Below are 23,901 nucleotides of genomic sequence, written 5' to 3'. Positions count from 1 at the left end.
GCATCGACGCCGCATCACGGCCGTGCGGCTCAGGTGCCGAGCGGGATCTGCGCCACGATCGGCAGGGTGGGGGTCGCCGACCCGCCGTCGGGTTCGACGGTGATGGCGATCGCGCTGAAGCCGCTGATGTCCTCGAGTTCCGTGACCTTCGTCCCGGCGACGTCGTCCCCGGTCATCGTGCCGACGGACTCCGGGTCCGTTCCGTCCGCCGGGATCCGCCACATCTGGTAGACGTAGCCGGGAGCCGGCGCGGGGACCCCGCTGAGCGTCACCACGGCCGCGTCCTCCTCGCCGGAGACCGCGAGGTCCGCCGTGCCGCCCGCGGCAAGGGTGAGCTGGGCCGTCCTGACGTCCGAGGCCTGGAGGACCTGCTCCTGGAGGGTGCTCTGCTGCAGGTTCTGGGCGATGGTGACACCCCCGACGGCGAGCACGGCAGCCGCGGAGGCCGCGACCACCCAGCGTGCGGCACGCGAGGACAGCGAGGCCTTCGCCGTGCGGCGCCTGGCCAGTTCGTCCCCGGCGTCCGGACCGACGGGTGCACCGCCTGCTGCTTTTCCTGCGGCGGGACCGGTCTGCGCGGGCGTCGGGTCCGCGGTCCCGGTGGTCCCGTGGAGCTGTGAGACGATCCGTGCGAAGAGATCCGCCGGCGGGTCCTCCTGGTCGCCCGCGTAGGCGATCGCCACCGTCTCGAGGCAGGTGCGGACACGCTCGCTGAACGTCGCGCTGACCGCCGGATCGGCGTCCGCCAGGAACGCGTCGATGCCGCGGCGTTCGTCCGTGCTGATGGCGTCCAACGCGTAGAGTTCCGCCCACTCGAGGACGTGGCCCCGTGCGAGGTCCGTGCCGAGATCATCGGCGAATTGTCGGTTCATATCCCTGTCCTGCATCTCAGCTCACCCCCAGACATGTCTTCAATCGGAGCAATCCGTCACGGATCCTCGATTTGATGGTCGGTACCGCGACGCCGAGTTTCTCGGCCACCTCGCGATAGGTGAGTCCGCCGTAGTAGGCGAGTTTCACTGATTCCTGCTGCGTCGCCGTCAGCGTGTCAAGACACCGCACCACGGTCTCGGCCTCGAGGCGCTGGGTCACGGTGTCGACGACGTCGTCGTGGTCCACCGTCTGGGTGGCGGCCCCGTACCGCGCCTCACGATCCGACGCGCTCTGCTCCGAGCGCACCTTGTCCACGGCGCGGCGGTGGGCCAGGGTCATCAACCAGGCCATCGGACTGCCGAGGGCGGGGTTGAAGCGGTCCGCGGTGTTCCACACCTGGAGGTAGACCTCCTGCGTGGCGTCCTCACTGAGCTCCGGATCGATGAGCACGCGCCGTGCGAGGCCGTACACGCGCTTCGAGGTCTGTTCGTAGAACAGGGCGAAGGCGGTGCGGTCCTGCCGCGCGATCCTGGTCAGCAGGTCCGTGAGGGTGGGACCGGCGCCGGGATCAGCGACGAACCCGTCCGATGCAGGAGCGACTGGGGTGACCCGGCTTACTCGTGGCGTTTCCATAGGGCTCCAGCATAAAGCGCGGTCGGCCCCTCTTCGAACGCTCCCGGCGCCGTGGCGCGGTCGTCGTGCACGTCCCTCCTGAACAAGCACCATGCCACGCCCCCGCCGATATCGAATTTCCCGCTGTCATGTGGTATTCGATGCTGACCGGCCCGTGGATGGTTCGCGGAGAGAAGCTACCCGGCCGGCTGGTACTCGGCGACCGCGATCAGGGAATCGGCGTTCAGGACGAACGCGTTGCCGAGCCGCTCCTCGAAGGCCGACCGCACACGCTGCAGGGCGCCGGGGTCCTCCGGCAGCAGCCCGCGGTAGCCGGTGCCGAGTGCGAGCGACCACGCGGTGTCGGGGTCGAGCGGGACCCTCAGTCCGAAGGGCTCGACGCGCACGTTCACCAGGCCCCGTGCATGCAGCCAATCCGTGAGGCGGTCGGTGGAGGCCAGTTTCCTGTAGTTCTCGACGAAGGCCGTCCCGGAGGGCCCCGCCGGCGTCGCCGGCCGGGCGGGACGGTCGACGTCGGAGGCGCCTTCCCGATCCGGGGCGGCACCGTCCGGAGCGGTACCGTCCGGAGCGGTACCGTCCGGAGTTGGGCGGTCCAGGGTGGGGCCGGCGACGTCGCGGAGGGCGTCGAGGAGCAGCTCCCCGATCGGTTCCAGGCCGCCGTCGTCCCATGTGCTCAGGGCCACCCTCCCGCCCGGCCGCAGGAGCCGGACGATCCGGTCCATGTCCGCGTCCAGGTCTTCGAGCAGGAGGACGCCGTAGCAGCTCACGACGGCGTCGTACGGCGCCTCGGGAGTCCATCGGGCGGGTTCCGTGCGGTGGAAGAAGACCCCGGCCAGGCCCAGCGCCTCCGCCTTCGCCTCGGCGAGGTCCAGCATCGACGGGGAGCGGTCGACGGCGTCGACGCACCCGTCCGGTCCGGTGAGCTGCGCGGCCGGGATGGTGCCCGTCCCCGTGGACGCGAACAGGTCGAGCACGCGCTCGCCGACGAGGATGTCGGCGGCCGCGACCACCGCGTTGCCCACCGGGTTCCAGACGGCCGGGGCGAGGCGGTCGTGGTCCTCGGCCCCGCCGTCGGACAGCGTTGCGGCAGAACGAGCGGACATGGTGGCTCCTAGGCGTGGATCATCGTTGGGCCCCGGCGAAGCCCTGTTGGCGCCAGGCTTCGTAGAGGACGATGGATGCGGTGTTGGCGAGGTTGAGCGATCGGCGTGACGGCAGCATCGGCACGCGGACCCGGGACGTGACGCGGGGGTCCTGCTTCACCGAGGACGGCAGGCCGTCGGACTCACGCCCGAACAGCAGGACGTCCCCGGGTTCGTAGGCGATGTCCGTGTAGGGCACGTCGCCCTCCGAGGTGAACGCGAACACCCGCTCCGGCTGCAGGGCGGTCCAGGCGTCCTCGAGGCTGCTGTGCACGTGCAGCACCGTGAGGTCGTGGTAGTCCAGTCCCGCCCGTCTCAGCTTCGAATCCTCCAGGCTGAAGCCCAGCGGCTCGACGAGGTGCAGTTCGGCACCGGCCACGGCCGCGAGTCGGATGGCGGCGCCGGTGTTGCCGGGGATCTCCGGGGTGTGGAAGAGGATGCGGAACACGTTCTCATCCTAGCTTCCGGCCACGGCCAGCAGGCGCGCGAGCACGGGCAGCTGCACGACGTTCGGCGTGGGCCCCGAGGACAGGAACGAGCGGATGGTCCGGACGGCCGTTCCGGCGTTGACCACCTGGACGAGGGCCGTCGAGGCACGGTCGAAGCCCGGCGGGACGTCGATCACCGGGGCGAAGGGATTGTCCGGTGCTCCGTGGATGACCACCCAGCCGGCCACGTTGCACTCCGGGAAGAGCTCCTGCACCGCGCGCACCGTCCGCGGCACCTCGAACCCGACGGGCCGCCCCTGGTGGCGGAGGGACCGGCCGTCCCAGGAGAAGTTGCCGGGGGACGCGGTGAACGAGTCGATCACCGCCATCCGGTAGCCGGCGAGCAGGACGGAGCCCGCCGTCGTCCCGTCGCGGTCCTCGAACCGGACACCGTTGACCAGGCGCGCCGCCGGGTAGGTGGGCAGCAGGGACCGTTCGAGCAGCGCGCTGGTCCGGAGTTCGCCGTCGATCCTCGCGCGGACACCGGACGACCGCCGTGCGAACACGCCCGGCTGCCGGGGGGAGCCGTGGAGCTGCCGGCCGGCGAGGATCAGGGGGACGGCCGGCGGGGACGACGGCGAGAACGGCGGCAGGTAGACCGGCGCGGATTTCGTGGCCTCGTCGTCCTCGACGCTCGTGCGCGTCGGGCTGCGGGGCGCGGGGGCCCCGGTGCGGCCGGCCGTCGCCGCGGCTCCGGGGGGACGGCCGGCGCCGGGACCGCCGGAGGCGGCTCCCGGGGTGGAGGCCCGTCCGCGTCCGGTGTCGGCGTCGTAGCGCTCACGGCGCCGCGGGTCGCCGAGGGTCTCGTACGCGACCGCGACGTCGTGGAACAGGGCCGCGCTGCCGCCGAGGTCGGGGTGCGCCGCGCGGGCCGCGCGGCGGTAGGCGTTCTTGATGTCCCTGGCGTCGGCGTCGGGGGGTACCCCGAGGATGTCGTAGTACGACTGCCGTGGTGCCTCTGCCATCGATGGGCCCTTCCTGGTGTCCGGCGGTCCTGGTGGGCCAGGTGCCGCCACGGCCGTCCGGCGTCTCCCCTGACACTAGGGGCACGGACCGGCCCGGACAAAAGCGGTCGACCCCGGGCGGCGGCGTGCGCCGTCGTGCCGGGGCGGCCTGCGGATGCAGGCCTTGGTACAACGCCGCGGCGGGCGGAGAAGTTCGCCGGCCCGGTCCGGTCCCGCCGCCCGCCCGGGCTCAGCCCGTGCGCCGGTACAGCGTGTAGAGGGCGGAGTCCTCCGTCAGCAGGGAGGAGAGCTCCAGAGCCAGGGCGTCGTCCGGACTGCTCCCCACCGCGATCCTCGGTCCGTCCCCGCCCACGAGCAGCGGACTGATGGACAGGCACAGCTCGTCCACGGCCCCGGACCGGGTGAAATCGCCCAGCACGGCGGGACCTCCTTCGCAGAGGATCCTCGGCAGGCCGCGCCGGCCGAGCTCGGCGAGCACGGCGTGCGCCTCCACGGTGTCGGCGCCGCAGTCGACGACGTCGGCGACGCGTTCGAGGGCGGCACGCCTGTCCGCCGGCGCCGACGCGCTCGTGAGGACGAGCGGCCGGACGGGCGCCCTCCGGAAGAAGTCGGTGGACGGGTCGAGGGCGAGGCTGCCGGAGATCACCGCGACGGCGGGGTGCGCCGCGAGCCCGTGGGTGCGGCGCCACGCGCGGGCGTCGTCGTCGACTAGTTCGCCGCCGTAACCCTCCGCGCGGATCGTGCCCGCTCCCACGAGGACCACGTCGGCGAGGCGCCGCAGGACGGCGAAGATGCGCTGGTCGCCGTCGTTGCCCAGCCCCGCGGAGAAGCCACCACTCGTGGCGGCGCCGTCCGCGGCGGCCACGAAGTTGAACCGGACATAGGGCCGGTCGCCGACCGGGTAGGCGTAGATGCGGTGCAGCGCGTCGTCGTCGACCGGTGCCCCGGTGGCCGGGACGAGCGAGGTGATCATGGTGTCACCGGCTCGTTGGCCTCGCCCATGTTGTGTTTCAGGTAGGCGGGCTGCCGCCACCCGAGCACGGCCTCGGTGAGGACGATCGCCGCCCGGGACGCCGCCACGTTGTGCATGCGGACCACGCGGGCGCCGCCGAGGATGCAGATCACGGCGGCCGCGAGCGATCCCTCGACACGTTCGGCCTTCGGGCGGTCGAGCGTCTCGCCGATGAAGTCCTTGTTGGACACCGCGGCGAGGGTGGGGAACCCGAGCCCGGCGAGCTCGGCGAACCGGCGCGTGATCTCGAGCGAGTGCAGCGTGTTCTTGTTGAGGTCGTGCCCGGGGTCCAGGAGGATGCGGTCCTCCGGGATGCCCAGCCGCACGGCGTCGTCGACCTTCCGGAGGAGGAAGTCCGCGACCTCGCGGACCACGTCGTCGTAGGTGGGCCGCGGGTACACGGTGCGCGGCGCGGCGAGGCTGTGCGTGATGACCAGGTGGGCGCCGGCCTCGGCGACCACCGCGGCCATGTCGGGGTCCCGCAGCCCTGTGGTGTCGTTGACCACGCTGGCCCCGGCGGCGAGCGCCGCGCGGGCGACCTCCGGCAGGAACGTGTCCGCGGAGATGATGACGTCCGATGCCGCACGCACGGCGCTGATCACGGGGACGATCCTGTCGATCTCCTCCGCCGCCGGGATGGGATCACCCGGGGAGAAGGGCGCGCCGCCGATGTCCACCCAGTCGGCGCCGTCGGCGACCGCCTGCAGGGAGGCGTCCACGGCGGCCTGGAGCGCGAACGTCGCCCCGCGGTCGTAGAACGAGTCCGGGGTCCGGTTGATCACGGCCATGAGCGCGACCTGGCGGTCGAAATCCAGGGTCCGCGCGCCGAAGGTGTGCACCGCGTGGCGGAAGCCGGGAAGGTAGGGGACGGAGGGGGGAGGAGCCGCTGCTTGACTGTCCACCCTGTCTTTCTACCACTGCCGGCCGGCGCCCCGGCGTGTCCGGCGCTGCGTGACGGGCGCCACCGGAATCGGCGGCGCGGCTCGGCCCCCCGTAGAATCGGGTCATGCCCGTGTATGTCGATCACGCGGCGACCACGCCGATCTCGGCGCCCGCGCTCGCCGCCCTCACCCGCGAACTCAGCCGGAGCGGGAATCCGTCCTCCCTCCACGGCTCGGGCCGCCGTGCCCGGCGATCGGTCGAGGAGTCCCGCGAGACGATCGCCTCGGCCGCCGGGGCCCACGCCTCGGAGGTCGTCTTCACCTCCGGCGGGACCGAGGCGGACAACCTCGCGCTCAAGGGACTCTTCTGGGCGCGCCGCGCGGCGGACCCCGCCCGCACGCGGATCCTCTGCAGCACCGTGGAGCACCACGCCGTCCAGGACACCGTCGAGTGGCTCGAGCGCCACGAGGGCGCCGAGGTGGTGTGGCTCCCCGTCGACGCCACCGGGCTGGTCTCCGTCGATGCACTGAGGACGGCGCTCGCCGAGGCGCCGGAGCGCACTGCGCTCGTGACGGTCATCTGGGCGAACAACGAGGTGGGGACCGTGCAGCCCGTCCGGGCGATCACGGCGGAAGCCGCACGGTACGGCGTCCCCGTCCACAGCGACGCCGTACAGGCGTTCGGTTCCCTCCCGCTGTCCTTCGCCGACTCGGGACTCGCGACCATGGCCGTGAGCGCCCACAAGATCGGCGGCCCCGTGGGGGTCGGCGCGCTCTTCGTGGGGCGTGCGGTGAAGCTCACCCCCGTGCAGCACGGCGGCGGGCAGGAGCGGGACATCCGGTCGGGCACGCTCGACGGCGCGGGCATCGCCGCCTTCGCCGCCGCGGCCGACGACGCCGTCGCCCACCTCGGCGACGAGGCGCCCCGGCTGGCCGCGCTGCGGGACCGCCTCATCGAGGGCGTCCGCCGCGCGATCCCGGAGGCGGTGCTGCGCGGCGTGCCGCACCCGGCCCCCGAGGGCACGCGGCTCCCGGGTAACGCTCACTTCACCTTCCCCGGCTGCGAGGGGGACTCCCTCCTGTTCCTCCTGGACCTGGCGGGCATCGAGTCCTCCACCGGCTCCGCCTGCACCGCGGGTGTCCCCAGGCCCTCGCACGTGCTGCTCGCCATGGGGCTGACGGAGGACGACGCCCGGGGGGCCCAGCGCTTCAGCCTGGGGCATACTTCCACGGTCGACGACGTTGACGCCGTGGTGGGCGCGATCGGTGAGGCATACGCCCGCGCCCGCAAGGCCGGCATGGCCGGGCACGCATCGACCATCAAGACGGCAGGAACAGGGTTCTCATGAGGGTACTGGCAGCGATGAGCGGCGGCGTCGACTCCGCAGTGGCGGCGGCGCGGGCCGTGGAGGCGGGGCACGACGTCGTCGGTGTCCACCTCGCGCTCTCCCGCATGCCGGGAACGCTCAGGACGGGCAGCCGCGGCTGCTGCACGATCGAGGACTCGCGGGACGCCTGGCGGGCGTGCGACATCCTCGGCATCCCCTACTACGTCTGGGACTTCTCCGAGCGGTTCAAGGAGGACGTCGTCGACGACTTCGTCGCCGAGTACGCCGCCGGCCGCACCCCCAACCCCTGCATGCGCTGCAACGAGCGGATCAAGTTCGCGGCCCTGCTCGAGAAGGCGCTCGCGCTCGGGTTCGACGCCGTCTGCACGGGCCACTACGCGAAGGTCGTGGAGGACGCCGACGGGAACCCCGAACTGCACCGGGCCGCCGACTGGGCCAAGGACCAGTCCTACGTGCTCGGCGTGCTCACCCACGAGCAGCTCAGGCACTCCATGTTCCCTCTGGCGGAGACGCCCTCGAAGGCCGAGGTGCGGGCCGAGGCGGAGCGTCGGGGGCTGTCCGTCGCGAACAAGCCCGACAGCCACGACATCTGCTTCATCCCCGACGGCGACACCCGCGGCTGGCTCGAGGAGCGCATCGACATGACCGAGGGGGACATCCTCGACGTCGACGGCGAGAGGATCGGCAGCCACCCCGGCGCGAACGCGTTCACCGTCGGCCAGCGGCGCGGCCTCAAGCTCGGCACCCCGGCGGCCGACGGGAAGCCCCGGTTCGTGCTCGAGATCCGGCCCAAGCAGAACGAGGTCGTCGTGGGGCCCGAGCACCTGCTCGCCATCGACGAGATGCGGGGCATCAAGGTGTCCTGGGCCGGCGTGCCCATCGACGACGTCCGGACCGGCGACGAGTTCGACTGCATGGCCCAGGTCCGGGCGCACGGCGATCCCGTGGCCGCCCGCGCGAGGGTCGAGGAGGCCGACGGCGCCCAGCAGCTCGTGGTGCGGCTCGTCGAGCCGATGCGCGGTGTGGCGCCCGGGCAGACCGTGGTGCTGTACCAGGGCACGCGGGTGCTCGGGCAGGCGACCATCGACTCCGCCCGCTCCGCCCTCCGCCCCGAACCGGCACCGGGCTAGTCGCAGTTCACGGAGCCCCGCGGGGTTCTGCTTGACTGGAGTCATGACGCATCCACGCAGCGGCTTCGACCCGGCCGCCAGTTCGCTCGCAGGAGACGTGGCCCCCGAGGTGATGGCCGAGCTGCTCTCGGTCAGGAGCTCGATCGACAACATCGACGCCACCCTCGTGTATCTCCTGGCCGAGCGCTTCAAGGCGACGCAGCGGGTGGGCCACCTGAAGGCCGAACACGCCCTCCCCGCCGGTGATCCGCAGCGTGAGGCGGCCCAGATCGCCCGCCTCCGCATGCTCGCCGAGGAGGCGCAGCTCGATCCGGCGTTCGCCGAGAAGTTCCTGAACTTCATCATCTCCGAGGTCATCCGCCACCACCAGGCCATCTCGGAGAACCGGCGGCCGGCCGCCGAGCCCGCAGGACCAGGACCCGACGCGCCCGCCGACCAGGCGCAGGAGCCCCCCGCCGACCAGGCGCCCGCGGCTCCGGGAACGCACGGGCCCGATGCCTGACGGCGCGCGCGGACCCGTCGTCGGGGCGACGGCTCCCGGCGACTGGCCCGGGACGGATCCGCACGAGGCGAACCGTGCCGTGCGGGGCGAGCTGGGGGGAGCGAACCTCTCCTTCCTGCCCTCCCTGCCGGCGCGCGGACCGGGGAGCGACGCCGTCGGACGGACGCTCGGCGTGCTCGTCGAGCTGCCCTTCGACCTGCAGCCGCACGGCTGGCGCCTCGTCCAGCGGCCCGGCAAGGACCAGCGCCGCGCGGAGTCGGCCCTGTCCTCGGACGTCAACGCCCTCGGTGACGTCGCCGGCGCGGAGGAGAGCCCCGCGTCGCGCGTGAAGCTGCATCTCCAGGGACCGCTGTCGCTGGCGGCCGGCGTCCACCTGCACGGCGGTGAGCGCGTCCTCATCGACCACGGCGCGCGGCGGGAGCTCTACGAGTCGCTCGCTGTGGGAGCCGCGGATCTCGTCCGCCGGGTGTCCGCGGTGGCGCGGGGGGCCGAGGTGCTGGTGCAGTTCGACGAGCCCGACGCCGACGACGTCCTCACGGGCAGGGTGCCCACCGCGAGCGGCTACCGGAGCCTCCGGGCGCTGGACCGCCGGGAGGCCACCGAGGCGTGGGACCTCGTGACGGCGTCCGTCGTCGCCGCCGGGGCCGCGGGCACCGTACTCGCCCCGGGACACGGCGACGTGGCGGTCGACGCCGCCCGGTCCAGCGCGGCCCACGCGCTGTCCCTGGACCTTCGGCGCGTCTCCGATCGCCGCTGGGAGGACCTCGCCGCGGACATCGAGTCCGGGCGTCAGCTCTGGCTCGGGATCCTCGACGGCCGGGCCGGCGTCCCGCAGGTCCGGGTCCTCGCGGAGTCCGTGCTCGCCGTCTGGCGCCGGATCGGGCTGCCGGCGACGGCGCTCGCCTCGCTGACGGTCACCGCCCTCCCGGGCCTCGACGCACTCACTCCGACCGGTGCGACCCGGGCGCTCACCCGGCTCGCGCAGGCCGCCGACGCCCTGGACCAGATCCGCGCCGAAGGCTGACCCGAAGGCTGACCCGACGCGGGCGCGGCCGGGCCCCGGGGGTCGGGTCGGACGCGCTCTTCCCAGCGGCGCGGCAGGGAATCCAGCGGCGCGGCAGGGAATCGGAGGGTCGGGTCAGACGCGCTCTTCCCAGCGGAGCGGTCGGGCCTCGGGGGGCAGAACGCCGTCGAACTCCTCGAGGGCGTACTCGAAGCTCCCCGCGTAGACGAGCAGGGTCCCCAGCTGACGGTGGATGACCCGCGTGCTGATCCTGAACCGGCCGGCGTCGTCGTCCCACCACTGCTCCACGTAGGCGAGTGCGCCGAGGGCGTCGGGGAGCGGCAGCCGGAGGCCCGCGAAGAGGCGCGTCTGCGAGGACACCATGCGGATGCGGCCGTCGTCGGTGGCCGTGCACGTCAGGAGGGTGGCCATGCGGCGGTGGCGGCCCACGTAGTCGGTGAGGACGCCGTCGCGCAGGGACGTCGTGTCCTCGAAGACGCGCAGGGCGGTCCCGAAATCCAGTTCCCTGCGTGCTGTGAGGGCCGGCCGCCCGAACGGATCGGTGTGCGGGTAGTTGCGGATGGTGAACGGGACGTCGCTGCTGTACTCGGGGAAGAACGCGTTCTCGAGGGCGGTGAGCCGGAAGGCCGGGCGGGCGAACCATGCGGGGCACCCGGCGACGTCGAACACCCCGCGGCCGGAGCCCGACAGCCCGCTGTCGGCGTGCAGTCCGAAGTAGTCGCGCAGTTCCGGCTGGAGGCGGCCGAAGTCGCTGCCCATCGCCTGCTGGTAGATCGAGGTCATGTCGGTTCGCTTCCGTCGCTCGGACACCCAGTCAATCACGCCGGCGGGATGCGCAGGACCTCGTATGCTCGCTCCATGACCGAGGACCGGAGTGCGATCGACTGGGCGGCCGCGCGCGCCGCGAACCGCGACAACTGGGAGGACCGGGTGCCGCTGCACGAGAAGGCGTACGCGATCGGTGACCTCGACGACCCGGACCACCTCAGCAGCGTGGTCCGGACGGACCTCGGCGTCCTGGCGCCCTTCCTCCCGCATGGATCCGTGGCCGGGCTGGACGCCTGCCATCTCCAGTGCCACATCGGCATCGACACCGTGTCCCTGGCGCGGGCCGGGGCCCGGGTCACGGGCGTGGACTTCTCCCCGGGGGCCCTGAGGTCGGCGGCCGGGCTCGCCCGTCGCCTGGGTCTCGACGTGACGTGGGTGGAGACCGACGTCCTCGACGCCCGGGCGGCCGTGAGCGGGGACTTCGACCTCGTCTACACCAGCATCGGGACCATCACCTGGCTGCCCGACCTGGAGCGCTGGGCCGACCAGGTCTCCGGGCTGCTCCGGACCGGCGGCACCTTCTACATCCGGGACGGCCATCCCGTGCTCTACGCCCTCGACGAGACGGCCGACGGGCTGCAGCTGAGATACCCGTACTTCGGTACCGGGCAGGCGCAGGTGTGGGACGAGGACTCCACGTACGCGGGCGACGGCAGGGTGGCCCATTCCCGGACGTACGAGTGGGCGCACCCGCTCTCCGCCATCGTCACCGCGCTCCTCGGTGCAGGACTTCAGCTCCTCCACCTCGAGGAGGGGCGGACCCTCCCGTGGAGGTTCTCGCCCCGCATGGTCGAGGTGCCGGACGGCTTCGCCTGGCCGGAGGCCGAACGGGACCTCGTGCCCTGCACGTACACGATCGTCGCCCGGAAGCCCTGAGCGCACCCGGCGGACGTGCCAGGGCGGACCGGCGGGGCCCGGCCTGGCACGTCAGAGCCGGCCGGTGGCCTTGAGCCTGATGTAGGCGTCGGCGAGGAGTGGCGGGAGGTCCGCGGGCGCCGCGTCCACCACCTCCGCCCCGAGCAGCCGGATCTGCTGCGCCACCGCGGCGCGGTCCAGGAGGGAGCGTTCCGCGGCAGCAGCCCGGAATGTCGCCGCCGCGGTCGAGCGGTCCGCGCCCATCTCCTCCAGCCGCGGATCGCGCACGGAGGCGACCACGACGACGTGACGTTCGGTCAGGCCTGGCAGCGCGGGCAGGAGGCCCTCCTCCACGGACCCGGCGTCGAGCGAGGTGAGCAGGACGACGAGGGAGCGGTGCGGTGACACGGCCCGCACCTGGGCGGGGACACGGGACCAGTCCGCCTCGATCAGTTCCGCCTCGAGCGGGGCCATGGCCGTCACGAGCGAGGCCAGGAGGTTGCCCTTGGCGGTCGAGTCCACCCGGGCGCGGAGCCTGCGGTCGTAGGCCAGGAAGTGCACCCTGTCGCCACCGCGCTCGGCCAGCACGGACAGCAGCAGCGCGGCTTCGATGCCGGTGTCCAGCCGCGGCTCGTCGAGGACCCGCGCCGCGGAGGTGCGGGAGGTGTCGAGCACGACGACGACGCGGCGGTCCCGTTCGGGCCGCCAGGTCCTGACGACGGTGTCGCGGCGACGCGCCGTGGCGCGCCAGTCGATCGACCGGACGTCATCGCCGCGGACGTAGTCCCGGAGGGAGTCGAACTCCGTGCCGGCACCCCGGATCTGTACGGCGGCCCGGCCGTCGAGCTCCCGCAGGCGGCGCAGCTTGGAAGGGAGGTGCCGCTTGGAGTTGAACGGCGGCAGCACCCGAAGCACGCCCGGGGCCGGCACGGTGACCTGCCGCGCGGCCATCCCGAGGGGCCCGGCGCTCCGCACCGTGACCGTCTCCACACGGAGGATCCCGCGGCGCTTGGGGCGGAGGCGGAGGGTCAGGCGTCGTGCCTCGCCGGCCGGCACGACGACGGACTGCTCCGGGTCCACGGCGCCCGCGGACGGCTGCCACGCCTCGCGCACCGTGGCGCGGAGGGTGCGCGGGGTGTCGTTGCGCAGGACCACGACGCTCGCGCACGCCTCACCCAGCCGCACGCCGTCGGGCAGGGTGCGGCGGATGCCGACGCGTCGGGGGGACGCCGCCAGGGCGAGGTCGAGGCCGACGGCCGCCGCGAGGAGCAGCGCCCACAGCAGGATCGACGTCGCGCCCGGGTACACGATGACCGGGACGACGCCGAGCAGCGCCAGCAGGACCAGGCGGCCGGTGATGACCATGGGGAGAGCTCCTCTCGGACCCCGGCGCGGCGGTGCGCGCCCGGGCGGGGTGGTGGGCCTACCGCGGGACGGGGACGGAGCCGAGGATGCTGCCGAGCACGTCGTCCACGCCGACACCGTCCATCTGCGCCTCCGGCCGCAGGCCCACCCGGTGCCGGAGCGCCGGCAGGGTGAGGGCCTTGACGTCGTCGGGCGTCACGAAGGAGCGGCCGGAGAGCCACGCCCAGGCGCGCGAGGTGTTGAGCAGCGCGGTGGCGCCGCGGGGCGAGACGCCGAGCTGGAAGGACGGCGAGGACCGCGTGGCGCGGACCAGGTCCACGATGTAGGCGAGGACCTCGGGGGCGATCGCGACCCGCGACACCGCGGCCCGCGCCCGATCGATGTCCGCCGCAGCCGCGACGGCCCGCACACCGGCCGCCCCGAGGTTCCGGGGGTCGAAACCGGCGCTGTGCCGACGGATCACCTCGATCTCGTCCTCGCGTCCGGGGAGCGGGAGGGTGAGCTTCAGCAGGAAGCGGTCGAGCTGGGCCTCGGGCAGGGGATACGTGCCCTCGTACTCCACGGGGTTCTGGGTGGCGGCGACGAGGAAGGGCGTCGGCAGGCGGCGCGACACGCCGTCGGCCGACACCTGCCGTTCCTCCATCGCCTCGAGCAGCGACGCCTGGGTCTTGGGCGGGGTGCGGTTGATCTCGTCCGCGAGCAGGATGTTCGTGAAGACCGGGCCCTCCCGGAACGTGAACTCGGAGGTCTTCGACTCGTAGATCAGGGAGCCTGTGATGTCGCCCGGCATGAGGTCCGGCGTGAACTGGACGCGCTTCGTGTCGAGGTCCAGCGCGGTGGCCAGCGTCCGGACCAGCAGGGTCTTGGCGACGCCCGGCACACCTTCCAGCAACACGTGCCCGTCCGCGAGGAGCCCGATGAGCAGGCCTGTGACGGCGGCATCCTGGCCCACGATCGCCTTGCCCACCTCGGAGCGCACCCGCAGGAGCGCGTCCCGGGCCGACGCGCCGTCGGCAGCGGCCTGGTCGGCCTGATCGGTTCGACCCGCGTGCCCGGGCCGACCGGTCTGCTCGCCCCGGTCCTCGCCGCGCAGCGCCTCATGGGCGCCTCCCGCTGCCGCGTCGGGTGCGTCCGGTGCTGCCTGCCCATCCTGCCAGTGTTGGGTCTGGTTCATGACGGCGTGATCTCCTTCTCGAGGTCGAGGATGTCCTGTGCCCAGAGCACAAGCTCATGGTTGGTGGTCGGGAGGTGGAGCAGTCGCTGCTCGAGGTCGGTCCTCGGCCGGCCGCTGTGGCGGGCTGCGGCGTCGATGACCTCCGCGGCGGACGCCCCACGGTCCACGCGGAGCCGGCGGGCCATCCGGGCGAGGCATGCCGCACGCAGGGTGGCTGCCGCATGGCCCACGGCCCGGGAGTCCTGGTAGAGCCGGGCCCGGCCCTCCGCCGTCTCGGCGGCGCGGACGACGACGGGCAGCGGCTCGGTTGCGAGGGGCCCCATGCGCCGTCCCCGCCACAGCATGGCGAGGACCGCGCAGGCGAGGAGCCAGAGGAGCAGTGGATCCACCCAGGGCGGGAGGAGCGTCCTCGGGTCGATGCCCTCCCCGGTGGCGACGACGTCCGCCCCGGTGGGTTCGTACCAGACGAGGGTGGGCGAGGATCCGAGCGCACGCAGGGCGAGGGCAGCGTTGCCCGCGTCCGTGACGGCCGCGTTGGACAGGATCGACGGGGCGCCCAGGACGGCCACCGACCCGTCGCTGTTCGTCGTGTACAGGCCGCCCGTGGCGTCCCCGGCAGCGTCCCCGCCGCCGTCCTCGACCGTGACGGGGAAGCACTCGACGGCACCCGAGTAGGCGGTCCCGCCCGCCGTGAGCGTCCCGGCGGCGGTCGCGTCTCCGTCGGTGCAGCCGGCTGCCACGGTCGGGGCGTCGCCGGCGAGCTCGAGGGGCACGGCGCCGACCGGCGCGAAGTCGTCGCCGAGGCCGGCCAACTGGCGCTCGCCCGGCGCGGCGAGGACGGCGCGGTCCGCCAGGACGATCAGCTCCTCCACCTGGCTCGAGCTCAGGTACTGCTGGGGGTCGTGGAGGAACAGGGTCGCCGGGCCCGCCTCGAGGGAAGCGAGCGCGTCGTCGTAGGAGTCGACGCGCTCGACGTCGACGCCCTCGGCGGCGAGGACCTCCGCGACCGCGCGTGCCCCCGGGGGCGCCGCGTTGCCGGGGGACAGCGGGCGGGAGTCCTCCTCCGGACCGGACAGGAGGTTGACCAGGAGGATCACGGCGAGGACGATCACCCCGAGGATCACGGGACGGGACCGCCGCAGCCCGGTACGGGCGGTCGTGAGTGCGCTGCCGCCGTCGCCCATGACCTCCCGGTCCGAGCTCATCGGGGTGCCGCCGGTGTCGCCGGTGTCGTCGGTGACGTCGTGCCCGCGGACCGGGAGGGGCGCTCGGCCGTGAGGCGCGCGTCGATCCCGGTCGCGCGCCGGTAGGCGCCCTCGGACGCCGTGCCGCTCCCGTAATGGGTCTCGTTGAACAGGTCGGCCAGCCAGGCGACGTCCTCGGACAGCGGCGGGACGACGGCGCCGAGCTGGGCGGCCGCCTCCGTGGCTGTCCGTCCCGGCTGATCGGCGACCAGGAGGCGTTCCTCGGCGGACCTGATGACCGCCCGCAGCAGCTCGGCGACGGCCCCGTTCCAGTCCCGGTCGGCGGCGAAGGCGGCGGCCCGGCGGCGGTGGTGGTCGGCGGAGCGCGTCCCGGCGTCGTCGAACACGGGGGAGTCCTGCGCCCGGCCGCGCGCATTCAGCCGTGGTCTGACGAGCACGACGGCCACGACGACGATGAGCACCGCGCCCAGGGCCAGCACGAGGGTGCCCGGCCCCGGCGCGAGCCCGCCCACCCCGTCGAGGAGCCGTGCGAGGCCGCGCAGGAGCTCACCGAGAAGCCGCTCGAGCAGGCCCGGCTGCGCCTCGACGTACGCCGGCTCGGCCAGTTCCTCCTCCAGCAGGCGCCGTGCCTCGTCCGCGTCGGGGGTGAGGAGGAGACGGACCCCACCGCTCATGCGCGTCCCCCGGAGGGGGAACCGGCTGCGGCGCCGTCCGGCATCAGGCCGGTCCGCCCGGCTGGTGGCCGAACGAGGTGGTGCCGCCGGGCAGGAGGTCCGTCGTCCCGGCACCGGCCTGCTCGTGTTCGCGCATGAGGACGACGTCGAAGCCTTCCCGACGGATGCGGAGGTCGACGTACAGCAGGGAGGTGACCCCCGCCTGGAAGGCGTACCCCACGGCGGTGAACAGGGCCGTGATGGCCTGGGAGGCGGCGAGGACGGGCAGCGAATCCAGGGCGTCCGGCGTGGCGGACGTGCTGGTGCTGAAGCCGAAGAGGAGCGTCACGGCGAAGGAGAGCGGCGCCGAGATGACGGAGGTGATGATCGAGACGATGATGCTCGTCAGGAGCACGATGCCGAAGGTCCGCCACCAGTTGCCCCGGGTCAGCTGCCACGAGCGCCTGATCGACGTCCAGGGTCCGGTGCCCTCCAGCATCAGGGCGGCCGGGGCGACGACGAGCTTCGTGCTCACCCACACCAGGGCGGCGATCGCGCCGAGCACGAGGGGGACGATGACGAGGGCCGAGTACTCCTTCAGCCCGACGATCGCGAGCGCCGAGATGCCCACGAGGAGGGCCAGCCCGACGAGGCTCGCGGCGAAAGCCAGCAGCCCGAAACCGAGCAACGGGAGGATGCGTCCGCGGGCGAGCCGCCAGGCCTGGCCGAAGGTGGTCTTCTGGTTGATGACGGCGCGGGCGATGGGGATCACCAGGATGCCCTGCAGCACGAGGAGCGCGACCCCGGACACGACTCCGGCGACGGATGCGAGGGCTCCGATGCCGGCGGCGACGCCGATGAGGTCGTCCTCCGTGGGGGTCGCGGACTCGAAGACCTCGAGGGAGGACATGAAGTTTCCGAGCAGGAGCACGGTCACGAGCGCGACGACGGCCTGCAGGAGGATGGCGATCCCGAACGTCGCCAGAGGGTTCTTGCGGCACGCCTGGAACGCGCCGTCGAGGATCTCTCCGAGGCCGAGGGGGCGCAGCGGGATGACTCCCGGTTTCGGCGGGGCCTGGTAGCCCGGGTGCCGATCGAACCCGGGGCCGCCCTGTCCCGGCCCGCGCGGGGGGTAGACCGTGCCCCAGCCCTGGCTGCCCGGAGGAGGTCCGTACTGCGGCGGCTGCCCGGACGGTGCGGTCTGTCCGGAGGGCGGCGCGCTCTGTCCGTAGGGCGGCGGGAAGCCCCCGGTCGGGGGCGGGCCGGGGTGTCCGGGGGCGTCGGCACGCGACGGGCCCTGGGGCTGCCCCCACGGGTTGGCCGGAACGGGCGGGCCGGTCTGTCCGGGCGGCGTCCGGTCGTCCGCCGGGCGGCCGTCCGGCGAACCCTCCACCTGCTCGTTCATGGCATCCCCTCGGTCGGTGTTCTCCGGAGGCAGGCGATCAGCGGCCCCCTCCAGCATCATAGTGAGACGTGCGCCCGTTCGAGGCAGCCGCGCAGGGCCGTGTGCGACGCGCCGTCCCGCACCCCGCGGCGGATGGGACTTTGCTGGGCCGATAGGCCAGTATTGAGGCATGAAGGCACGCATACTGGTCATCGACGACGACGAGGCCCTGTCCGAAATGATCGGCATCGTTCTCCGGAACGACGGCTTCGACCCGGTCTTCTGTGCCGATGGTGCGGCGGCGCTCGGCGTCTTCCGCTCCACGCAGCCCGATCTGGTGCTGCTGGACCTGATGCTGCCGGGCATGGACGGGATCGAGGTGTGCCGCCAGATCCGCGCGGAATCCGATCTCCCCATCGTGATGCTGACTGCGAAGTCCGACACCTCCGACGTCGTACGCGGCCTCGAATCGGGTGCCGACGACTACGTTCCCAAGCCCTTCAAGCCGGCCGAACTGGTGGCGCGGGTCCGTGCGCGCCTGCGACCGGCGGAGTCCAAGGCCCCCGAGACCCTGCGGATCGGCGACGTGAGCATCGACGTGGCCGGCCACGAGGTGGTGCGCGCGGGGCAGCGGGTCTCGCTGACCCCCCTCGAGTTCGATCTGCTGGTGGCCCTCGCCCGGAAGCCGTGGCAGGTCTTCACGCGTGAACTCCTCCTCGAACAGGTGTGGGGGTACCGGCATGCGGCCGACACACGGCTCGTCAACGTCCACGTGCAGCGGCTCCGCTCCAAGATCGAACGCGATCCCGAGGCGCCCGAGATCGTCCTGACGGTGCGTGGTGTCGGGTACAAGGCCGGACAGGGGTGATGGAGGGAGGGCGGACAGCCGCTCCTCCGGCTCCCGCACTCCTCCCGCCGACGGAGACCCCGCCGCGGCGGGGTCTGCCGCCGGGCCCGCTCCGATGACTCCGTCGACGGCGGTGCACGCCGGTCCGGGCACCGGAGCGACGGACGCCCGCATCGCGGACCGGCCCGTTCCGGGGGTCGCCCCGCCCGCGACGGACCAGGCCACGACAGGTCGGCGCACGCCGACCGGCCCGGTCGCTTCCCGGCTGCACGCCGCGTCGGCCCGTTCCCGCTCGCTGGTGCAGTCGGTGGCGCAGCACTGGCGCCGGTCACTCCAGTTCCGAACCGTCGTCGCCACGATGCTGCTGACGTCGGTCTCCTTCGTCGCCGTCGGCGGTTTCCTCTCGAACCAGATCGCCGGCGCCCTCTACGACCAGCGCTTCGACCAGTTCAGCGCCGAGGCCACCGAGGAGCTGACCCGGACGAAGGCGGTCTTCAGGGACTCCTCCGCGACCGACAGCGACACCACCAGCCGCCTCGTCCTGGACTCCGTCGAGGCCCTCGTCAGCCTGGACACCGACGCGCCCCGCCACGCGATCCTGGTCCCGATCTCGGGGAACGTCCTCATCCCGACGACGGTGAGCCAGCAGGGCGTGACGGCCAGCATGCTCCCGCCGGACCTGCAGGACACCGTCGCGGACAGCCCGGACATCCACTGGGCGCCCATGACGATCCCCGTCACGGAGAGCGGTGCCACCAACGCCCCCGGCATCGCGTTCGGCACCCAGGTGCAGCTCCCGCCGGACCAGGCCTCGTACGCGCTGTACGTCTACTACGACCTGTCGGCGATGCAGACCACCCTCGACGACATCCACCGGGTGCTGTGGCTGGCCGGCGTCGTCCTCCTGCTCGTCATCGGGGCGATCGCCTGGTACGTGACGCGGAGCGTCGTCCGGCCGGTGAGCCACGCGGCGTCCGTCTCCGAGAAGCTCGCCGCGGGGCAGCTGCAGGAGCGCATGGAGGTCAGGGGCGAGGACGAGGTGGCCCGGCTCGGCGTCTCCTTCAACCACATGGCCGGCAGCCTGCAGGACCAGATCACCCAGCTCGCCCAGCTGTCGCAGATGCAGCAGCGCTTCGTGTCCGACGTCTCCCACGAACTCCGGACCCCGCTCACCACGGTCCGGATGGCCGCGGAGGTCCTGCACGATGCGCGCGAGGAGTTCGACCCCGTCAACAAGCGGTCCGCCGAGATCCTGTTCGACCAGGTGGAGCGGTTCCAGGACCTGCTCGCGGACCTGCTCGAGATCTCCCGGTTCGACGCCGGAGCGGCCGTCCTCGAGGCGGAATCGGTCGACATCGTGCAGCTCGTCCAGCACGCGATCGACGGGGCGCGGCCCCTGGCGGAGCGGCTCGGCTCGGACCTCACGATCGTGGCGCAGGGGACACGGTGCATCGTGGAGGCCGATGCGCGCCGGATCGACCGCATCCTGCGCAACCTGATCGTCAACGCCCTCGAGCACGGCGAGGGGAAGCCGACGGAGATCCACATCGCGTGCGGCCCCGAGGCGGTCGCCGTCGCGGTCCGGGACCACGGCATCGGCATGACGACGCTGCAGGCCTCGCGGGCGTTCGACCGTTTCTGGCGGGCCGATCCCGCCCGGGCGAGGACGACCGGCGGCAGCGGGCTCGGACTGTCGATCGCCATGGAGGACGCGCGGCTGCACAACGCCTGGCTCGAGGCCTGGGGCAGGCCCGGAGAGGGAGCCTGCTTCCGCCTGACGCTGCCCAGGACGCAGGGCACGGCGCTGACGTCGTCGCCCCTGGCCCTGCCACCGCCGCCGGCGGTGGCCGGTCCCGGGCCCGGCCCGGACCCATCCGCCCACGACATCCCGGCGGAACGAACACGCGAACCGAGCGAGGGGGAGTAGTGGGACATCACGTCACGATCATGCGGCGCGCGCATCCCGCCGGCGTCGACAGCGGCGCCCGTGCCTGGGCGGCCAGGCTCGCCGTGCTGCTCGTCGCCTGCCTCCTCGTGCTCACGGGGTGCTCGGCCATCCCGACGAAGGGACCGGTGGGGGTCATCGAGGTGCCCGACGGCGAGCCGGACGCCGTCGCCCCGGTGTTCGACCCCGAGGGGCCCGCGCCCGGGGCGACGCCCGAGCAGATCCTCCGCGACTTCATCACCGCCGGGACGGGTGCGGGTGACGGGTACAGCGTGGCACGCCAGTTCCTGAGTCCCGACCTGCGGGACACGTGGCAGCCCGAGGAGCGGATCGTCCTGTTCCGGGGCGACCCGCGCGTCGAGAAGCGCGCCGCCGAGGGCGTCTACCAGATCCAGCTCGAGACGGCGGGGACCGTGGACGCCCGCGGGGTGCGCACCAACACCGTCGTGCCCGCGACGGAGACCCTGGGTGTGCGGATGGTCCAGTTCGACGGCGAATGGCGGATCGACCAGATCCCCGACGGCATCATGCTGGCCCAGAGCAGTGCCCGCGACCTCCTGATCTCGCACAGCCTGTACTTCTACAGCAGCAACTACCGGCACTGGGTGCCCGACGCCCGCTGGTTCGTCCGGCGCACCGGGGTGACCGCGCGGATCGTCGGCGCGATGCTCGCGGGTCCGGCGCCCTACCTGCAGGGCTCAGTCACCAGCGCCTTCCCCGAGGGGGTCACGCTCGCCCGGGACTCCGTCCCGATCACGTCCGGCAAGGCGACGGTCGAGCTCTCGCCGGAGGTCCTCGAGAACGCCACGAACCTCGCCCTCCAGCAGATGAACCAGCAGCTCGCGGTCAACCTGCTCGACCTGAACGACGTCACGTCGGTGGAGATGGCCAGCGACCAGCCCATCCAGCTGGGACCGCCCGCTCCGGACCTGATCGTCCCCGAGCTGACCCCCGACGTCGGCGGCGAGCAGGTGGCCGTCGCGGAGGGCGAGCTGGTACGGGTCCGCAACGGCGCCGTCACCGACATCGAGGGACTGGACCCCGTGGGAGAACTCGACCCACGGGACCCCGCCACGTCCGTCTCGGGCAGCGCCTACGCCTTCCTCGACGCCGACCGGGAGAATCTCTACGTCACGGCACCGGGCAGCGAGGCGCGCGCCGTCGTCGGGGGCAGGAACCTCACGAAACCCTCCTTCGATCCCGAGAACTGGGTCTGGACCACCCGGGCGGTCGACGGCCGGACCGAGGTCCTCGCCGTTCCCCCGGGTGGCACGGAGGCGAACTCCGCCGTCCTCTCGGCCGGGTGGCTCGGCGACCGGAGCGTCAGGGAACTCCGCATCGCCCGCGACGGATCCCGCGCGCTGGTCGTCACGGATCGGAGTGGCGTGGGCGAGGTGCTGCTGGCCGGCATCACGCGCTCGACGGAGGGCGTTCCGCAGTCGCTCACCACGCCGCTGACGCTGCCGACCGACGGGTCGATCGACACGGCGACGTGGGCGGGCCAGAGCGTGATCGTCGCCTCGTCCGTCGGAGCAGGTGAAGCGACCCCGGTGATCCTCCAGCTCGACGGCGACCGCCAGGCGATGGCCGCGCTCGACGGCGTCGTCGGCATCAGTGCCGGATCCGACGCCGAGGACACCCTCTACGCCGAGGCGGGCGGCACGCTCTACCGGCGCATCGGAGGCAGCTGGGTCGACGAGCAGCTCACGGTGACGGACCCGGCCTTCCCGGGGTAGCGGATGTCCACATAGGGGCGGTACCGCACGAAGCCCGCGACGCCGCATGGTGCGCTGGGGCATGCAGATTCCCGACCCGTCGTCCGTCCTGGACCGGATCGTCCTCGGGCAGCCCTATCGGCGCACCGCGGCGGCCCTCGCTGCCTTCGCTGCGCTCGTCCTGCCGTCGTCCTGCGTGCTCTGCGGGCGGTGGGACACCTCCCTCTGCCCTCCGTGCAGCGCCGCCTTCCGGCGCGCGACGGCGCGTCCGTTCCGGGCGGAAGCAGGAGCGGAGTCCCTGCCCGACGTCGTCCTGCCCGACGTCGCTCCCGGGCCGGCCCGCGGCCCCCACGACCCCGACCCGACCTACGGTCCGCTCCCCGTCGTCGCCGCCGGGCGCTACGGGCGCGCCGTGTCGGGAGTCCTGCTCGCCTTCAAGAACCACGGGCACGTGGACCTCGCGGGCCCGGTGGAGGCGGCCCTGGCCGGTGCGCTGCACGAAGCCGTGGAGCACCTGTGCCGTGCCCGGCCGGGTCCGGGCGGGGTCCGTCCGGTGCTGCTCGTCCCGGTGCCCGGCCGTGCCTCGTCACGCCGACGGCGCGGCTACGACCCGCTGCTGCTGCTGCTGTCCCGCCTGGACCGGAGGGGCGGCCTCCCCGCCGGCGCGATGCTCGCTGCGGGCGTCCGTCACAGGTCGGCGGTGTCCCGCGTGGGGCGTGTGCTGGTGCGCGGAGGACTCGTCCGGGACGGACTGGCCGCGCTTTCCGGGCCGCGCGGAGGGCAGAAGGGCCTGGGCCGGCGCCGGCGCCGCGCGAACGTCCTGCACTCGATGCGCGGCCGGAGGGATGCGCGGGCCGTGCTCGCGGACCGCGACTGCATCATCGTCGACGACGTCCTCACCACCGGGGCGACGATCGGCGAGGTGCACCGCGTGCTGCGCGGCTGCGGAGCGCGGGTCCTGGGCGCGGTGGTGATCGCGGCGACGTCCTCACCCGGCGGGCATGATGTCCACGACCCTACACAGACTCCGTCCGTCGACGTACAGGAAGTTCCGGAGTGGCGAAGGGTGAATTACGGAGGGGGGTGAACTACCTTGAAGTACGGGTACAACACAGCGACGATACGTACCCGTCGGCGGCGGCTCTGCGGAAACGCCTCGACCGCCGCCGTATCACCTAGTGATGTGGAGGGCACCATGGAATTCGTGATCAATGGTCGGAACCTGGCGGTATCGGACCGTTTCCGTGAGTACGCGACGGAGAAGATCGACAAGATAGAGCAACTCGGCGACAAGGTGCAGCGCGTCGATGCGAAAATCACCAAGGAGCCCAGTGCCCGCATGGCGGAGACCTCCCTCACCGTCGAACTGACGGTGATCTGCAGGGGCCCGGTGGTCCGGGCCGAAGCCTCCGCGGCCGACAAGTTCGCCGCCTTCGACCTCGCGTACGGCAAGCTCCTCGAGCGACTGCGCCGTGCCCGTGACCGTCGCAAGGTCCATCACGGCCGCCACACCCCGGTGGCCGTCCGCGTGGCCACGGCCGCGCTCGAACCGGCCGATCCCGCGAAGCCCCTCTACCTCGACGTGGCAGCGGAGGCTCCGGCCGCCCAGGAGCCTGCACCGCAGCCCGAGGACGCCTATGCCGCGCCGGACGACGTCCCCGCGGGCGACTCGCCGGTCCTGATCCGCCGCAAGGTCTTCTCCGGCGTCCCGATGACCCTGGACGACGCCGTCGACAGCATGGAGCTCGTGGGACACGACTTCTACCTCTTCGTCGACTCCGCGACCGGGGCTCCGTCGGTGGTCTACCGGCGCCAGGCCTGGACCTACGGCGTCATCACGCTCGACTCGAACGGCTCGGAAGGAACCGAGGAGCTGCTCGCCTACCGCGCTCAGGAGGCGGCGTCCGCCTAGCCGCGCCACGCCCGGCCGC

Annotated in this window: 23 protein-coding genes; 10 read left to right on the top strand and 13 right to left on the bottom strand. The window is 73.0% G+C overall.

Going from position 1 to position 23,901, the window contains the following annotated elements; translation table 11 throughout:
• Positions 1–29 precede the first annotated feature (29 nt).
• From C4K88_RS02805 to folP, 7 genes are all read right to left on the bottom strand, one after another.
• Positions 30–872 (bottom strand): anti-sigma factor, encoded by an 843-nt coding sequence (locus C4K88_RS02805; protein ID WP_167398954.1) that lies wholly within the window; start codon positions 870–872, stop codon positions 30–32.
• A 16-nt stretch (positions 873–888) separates the two neighbouring features.
• Positions 889–1,506: an ECF RNA polymerase sigma factor SigK gene (gene sigK, locus C4K88_RS02800; protein ID WP_104120082.1), complete on the bottom strand. Its 618-nt coding sequence runs from the start codon at positions 1,504–1,506 to the stop codon at positions 889–891.
• Between the two features lie 176 nt (positions 1,507–1,682).
• On the bottom strand, positions 1,683–2,609 hold the full coding sequence (locus tag C4K88_RS02795) for a class I SAM-dependent methyltransferase (protein WP_104120081.1): 927 nt from the start codon (positions 2,607–2,609) through the stop codon (positions 1,683–1,685).
• Between the two features lie 19 nt (positions 2,610–2,628).
• Positions 2,629–3,096 carry a tRNA (cytidine(34)-2'-O)-methyltransferase gene (locus tag C4K88_RS02790; RefSeq protein ID WP_104120080.1) on the bottom strand — a complete coding sequence of 156 codons (468 nt, stop codon included), beginning with the start codon at positions 3,094–3,096 and terminating at the stop codon, positions 2,629–2,631.
• Positions 3,097–3,105: 9 nt separating this feature from the next.
• Positions 3,106–4,101, bottom strand: coding sequence for a J domain-containing protein (locus C4K88_RS02785; protein ID WP_104120079.1), 996 nt, complete (start codon positions 4,099–4,101; stop codon positions 3,106–3,108).
• Positions 4,102–4,330: 229 nt separating this feature from the next.
• Positions 4,331–5,074 (bottom strand): pyrimidine reductase family protein, encoded by a 744-nt coding sequence (locus C4K88_RS02780; protein ID WP_104120078.1) that lies wholly within the window; start codon positions 5,072–5,074, stop codon positions 4,331–4,333.
• Positions 5,071–6,015 carry a dihydropteroate synthase gene (gene folP, locus C4K88_RS02775; protein WP_438502317.1) on the bottom strand — a complete coding sequence of 315 codons (945 nt, stop codon included), beginning with the start codon at positions 6,013–6,015 and terminating at the stop codon, positions 5,071–5,073. The genes C4K88_RS02780 and folP overlap by 4 nt, the downstream gene beginning before the upstream one ends.
• A 104-nt stretch (positions 6,016–6,119) precedes the next feature.
• On the opposite strand from folP, the gene C4K88_RS02770 reads away from it, so the two are divergent.
• Genes C4K88_RS02770 through C4K88_RS02755 form a run of 4 tightly spaced genes read left to right on the top strand, consistent with a single transcriptional unit; the run spans position 6,120 to position 9,999 of the window.
• On the top strand, positions 6,120–7,343 hold the full coding sequence (locus tag C4K88_RS02770; protein WP_104120077.1) for a cysteine desulfurase family protein: 1,224 nt from the start codon (positions 6,120–6,122) through the stop codon (positions 7,341–7,343).
• Positions 7,340–8,473 (top strand): tRNA 2-thiouridine(34) synthase MnmA, encoded by a 1,134-nt coding sequence (mnmA, locus tag C4K88_RS02765; RefSeq protein WP_104120076.1) that lies wholly within the window; start codon positions 7,340–7,342, stop codon positions 8,471–8,473. The genes C4K88_RS02770 and mnmA overlap by 4 nt, the downstream gene beginning before the upstream one ends.
• A 43-nt stretch (positions 8,474–8,516) precedes the next feature.
• Positions 8,517–8,975, top strand: a complete 459-nt coding sequence (locus C4K88_RS02760) for a chorismate mutase (protein ID WP_241521665.1) — start codon at positions 8,517–8,519, stop codon at positions 8,973–8,975.
• The gene (locus tag C4K88_RS02755) at positions 8,968–9,999 is read left to right on the top strand and encodes a uroporphyrinogen decarboxylase/cobalamine-independent methonine synthase family protein (RefSeq protein WP_104120075.1); all 1,032 of its coding nucleotides are present in this window, start codon (positions 8,968–8,970) and stop codon (positions 9,997–9,999) included. The genes C4K88_RS02760 and C4K88_RS02755 overlap by 8 nt, the downstream gene beginning before the upstream one ends.
• A gap of 114 nt (positions 10,000–10,113) precedes the next feature.
• Here C4K88_RS02755 and C4K88_RS02750 read toward each other — a convergent pair whose 3' ends face one another.
• Entirely contained in the window at positions 10,114–10,782 is a 669-nt protein-coding gene (locus tag C4K88_RS02750; protein ID WP_104120074.1) for a DUF4166 domain-containing protein, read from the bottom strand.
• Between the two features lie 75 nt (positions 10,783–10,857).
• On the opposite strand from C4K88_RS02750, the gene C4K88_RS02745 reads away from it, so the two are divergent.
• Positions 10,858–11,703 (top strand): class I SAM-dependent methyltransferase, encoded by an 846-nt coding sequence (locus C4K88_RS02745; protein WP_104120073.1) that lies wholly within the window; start codon positions 10,858–10,860, stop codon positions 11,701–11,703.
• Between the two features lie 51 nt (positions 11,704–11,754).
• On the opposite strand, the gene C4K88_RS02740 is transcribed toward C4K88_RS02745, so the two are convergent.
• From C4K88_RS02740 to C4K88_RS02720, 5 genes are read right to left on the bottom strand one after another with little or no spacing between them, the layout of a single operon-like run.
• Positions 11,755–13,047: a DUF58 domain-containing protein gene (locus C4K88_RS02740; protein ID WP_104120072.1), complete on the bottom strand. Its 1,293-nt coding sequence runs from the start codon at positions 13,045–13,047 to the stop codon at positions 11,755–11,757.
• A 58-nt stretch (positions 13,048–13,105) separates the two neighbouring features.
• Entirely contained in the window at positions 13,106–14,221 is a 1,116-nt protein-coding gene (locus C4K88_RS02735; protein WP_104120071.1) for an AAA family ATPase, read from the bottom strand.
• Positions 14,218–15,426 carry a DUF4350 domain-containing protein gene (locus C4K88_RS02730; RefSeq protein WP_104120070.1) on the bottom strand — a complete coding sequence of 403 codons (1,209 nt, stop codon included), beginning with the start codon at positions 15,424–15,426 and terminating at the stop codon, positions 14,218–14,220. The genes C4K88_RS02735 and C4K88_RS02730 overlap by 4 nt, the downstream gene beginning before the upstream one ends.
• The gene (locus tag C4K88_RS02725; RefSeq protein ID WP_104120069.1) at positions 15,423–16,100 is read right to left on the bottom strand and encodes a DUF4129 domain-containing protein; all 678 of its coding nucleotides are present in this window, start codon (positions 16,098–16,100) and stop codon (positions 15,423–15,425) included. The genes C4K88_RS02730 and C4K88_RS02725 overlap by 4 nt, the downstream gene beginning before the upstream one ends.
• 43 nt (positions 16,101–16,143) lie before the next feature.
• The gene (locus tag C4K88_RS02720) at positions 16,144–17,484 is read right to left on the bottom strand and encodes a DUF7847 domain-containing protein (RefSeq protein ID WP_167398953.1); all 1,341 of its coding nucleotides are present in this window, start codon (positions 17,482–17,484) and stop codon (positions 16,144–16,146) included.
• Positions 17,485–17,653: 169 nt separating this feature from the next.
• Between C4K88_RS02720 and mtrA the strand changes: the two genes are divergently transcribed.
• The 5 genes from mtrA to hpf all read left to right on the top strand — a co-directional run bounded on the left by mtrA (position 17,654) and on the right by hpf (position 23,882).
• Positions 17,654–18,331: an MtrAB system response regulator MtrA gene (mtrA, locus tag C4K88_RS02715; RefSeq protein WP_104120067.1), complete on the top strand. Its 678-nt coding sequence runs from the start codon at positions 17,654–17,656 to the stop codon at positions 18,329–18,331.
• Positions 18,332–18,425: 94 nt separating this feature from the next.
• Positions 18,426–20,237, top strand: coding sequence for an MtrAB system histidine kinase MtrB (gene mtrB / locus C4K88_RS02710; RefSeq protein WP_104120066.1), 1,812 nt, complete (start codon positions 18,426–18,428; stop codon positions 20,235–20,237).
• On the top strand, positions 20,237–21,991 hold the full coding sequence (locus C4K88_RS02705; protein ID WP_104120065.1) for an LpqB family beta-propeller domain-containing protein: 1,755 nt from the start codon (positions 20,237–20,239) through the stop codon (positions 21,989–21,991). Before mtrB ends, C4K88_RS02705 begins: the two co-directional genes overlap by 1 nt.
• A gap of 61 nt (positions 21,992–22,052) precedes the next feature.
• Positions 22,053–23,057, top strand: coding sequence for a ComF family protein (locus C4K88_RS02700; RefSeq protein ID WP_146065593.1), 1,005 nt, complete (start codon positions 22,053–22,055; stop codon positions 23,055–23,057).
• 108 nt (positions 23,058–23,165) lie between these two features.
• A complete protein-coding gene (gene hpf / locus C4K88_RS02695) occupies positions 23,166–23,882 on the top strand; it encodes a ribosome hibernation-promoting factor, HPF/YfiA family (RefSeq protein WP_104120063.1) in 717 nt (238 codons plus the stop codon).
• Positions 23,883–23,901: the final 19 nt, after the last annotated feature.

This window comes from Arthrobacter pityocampae, assembly GCF_002927275.1.
Taxonomy (GTDB): Bacteria; Actinomycetota; Actinomycetes; order Actinomycetales; family Micrococcaceae; genus Arthrobacter_D; species Arthrobacter_D pityocampae.
Note: the sequence above shows the minus strand (reverse complement) of the source record. Positions and strands in the feature narration are given on the sequence as shown.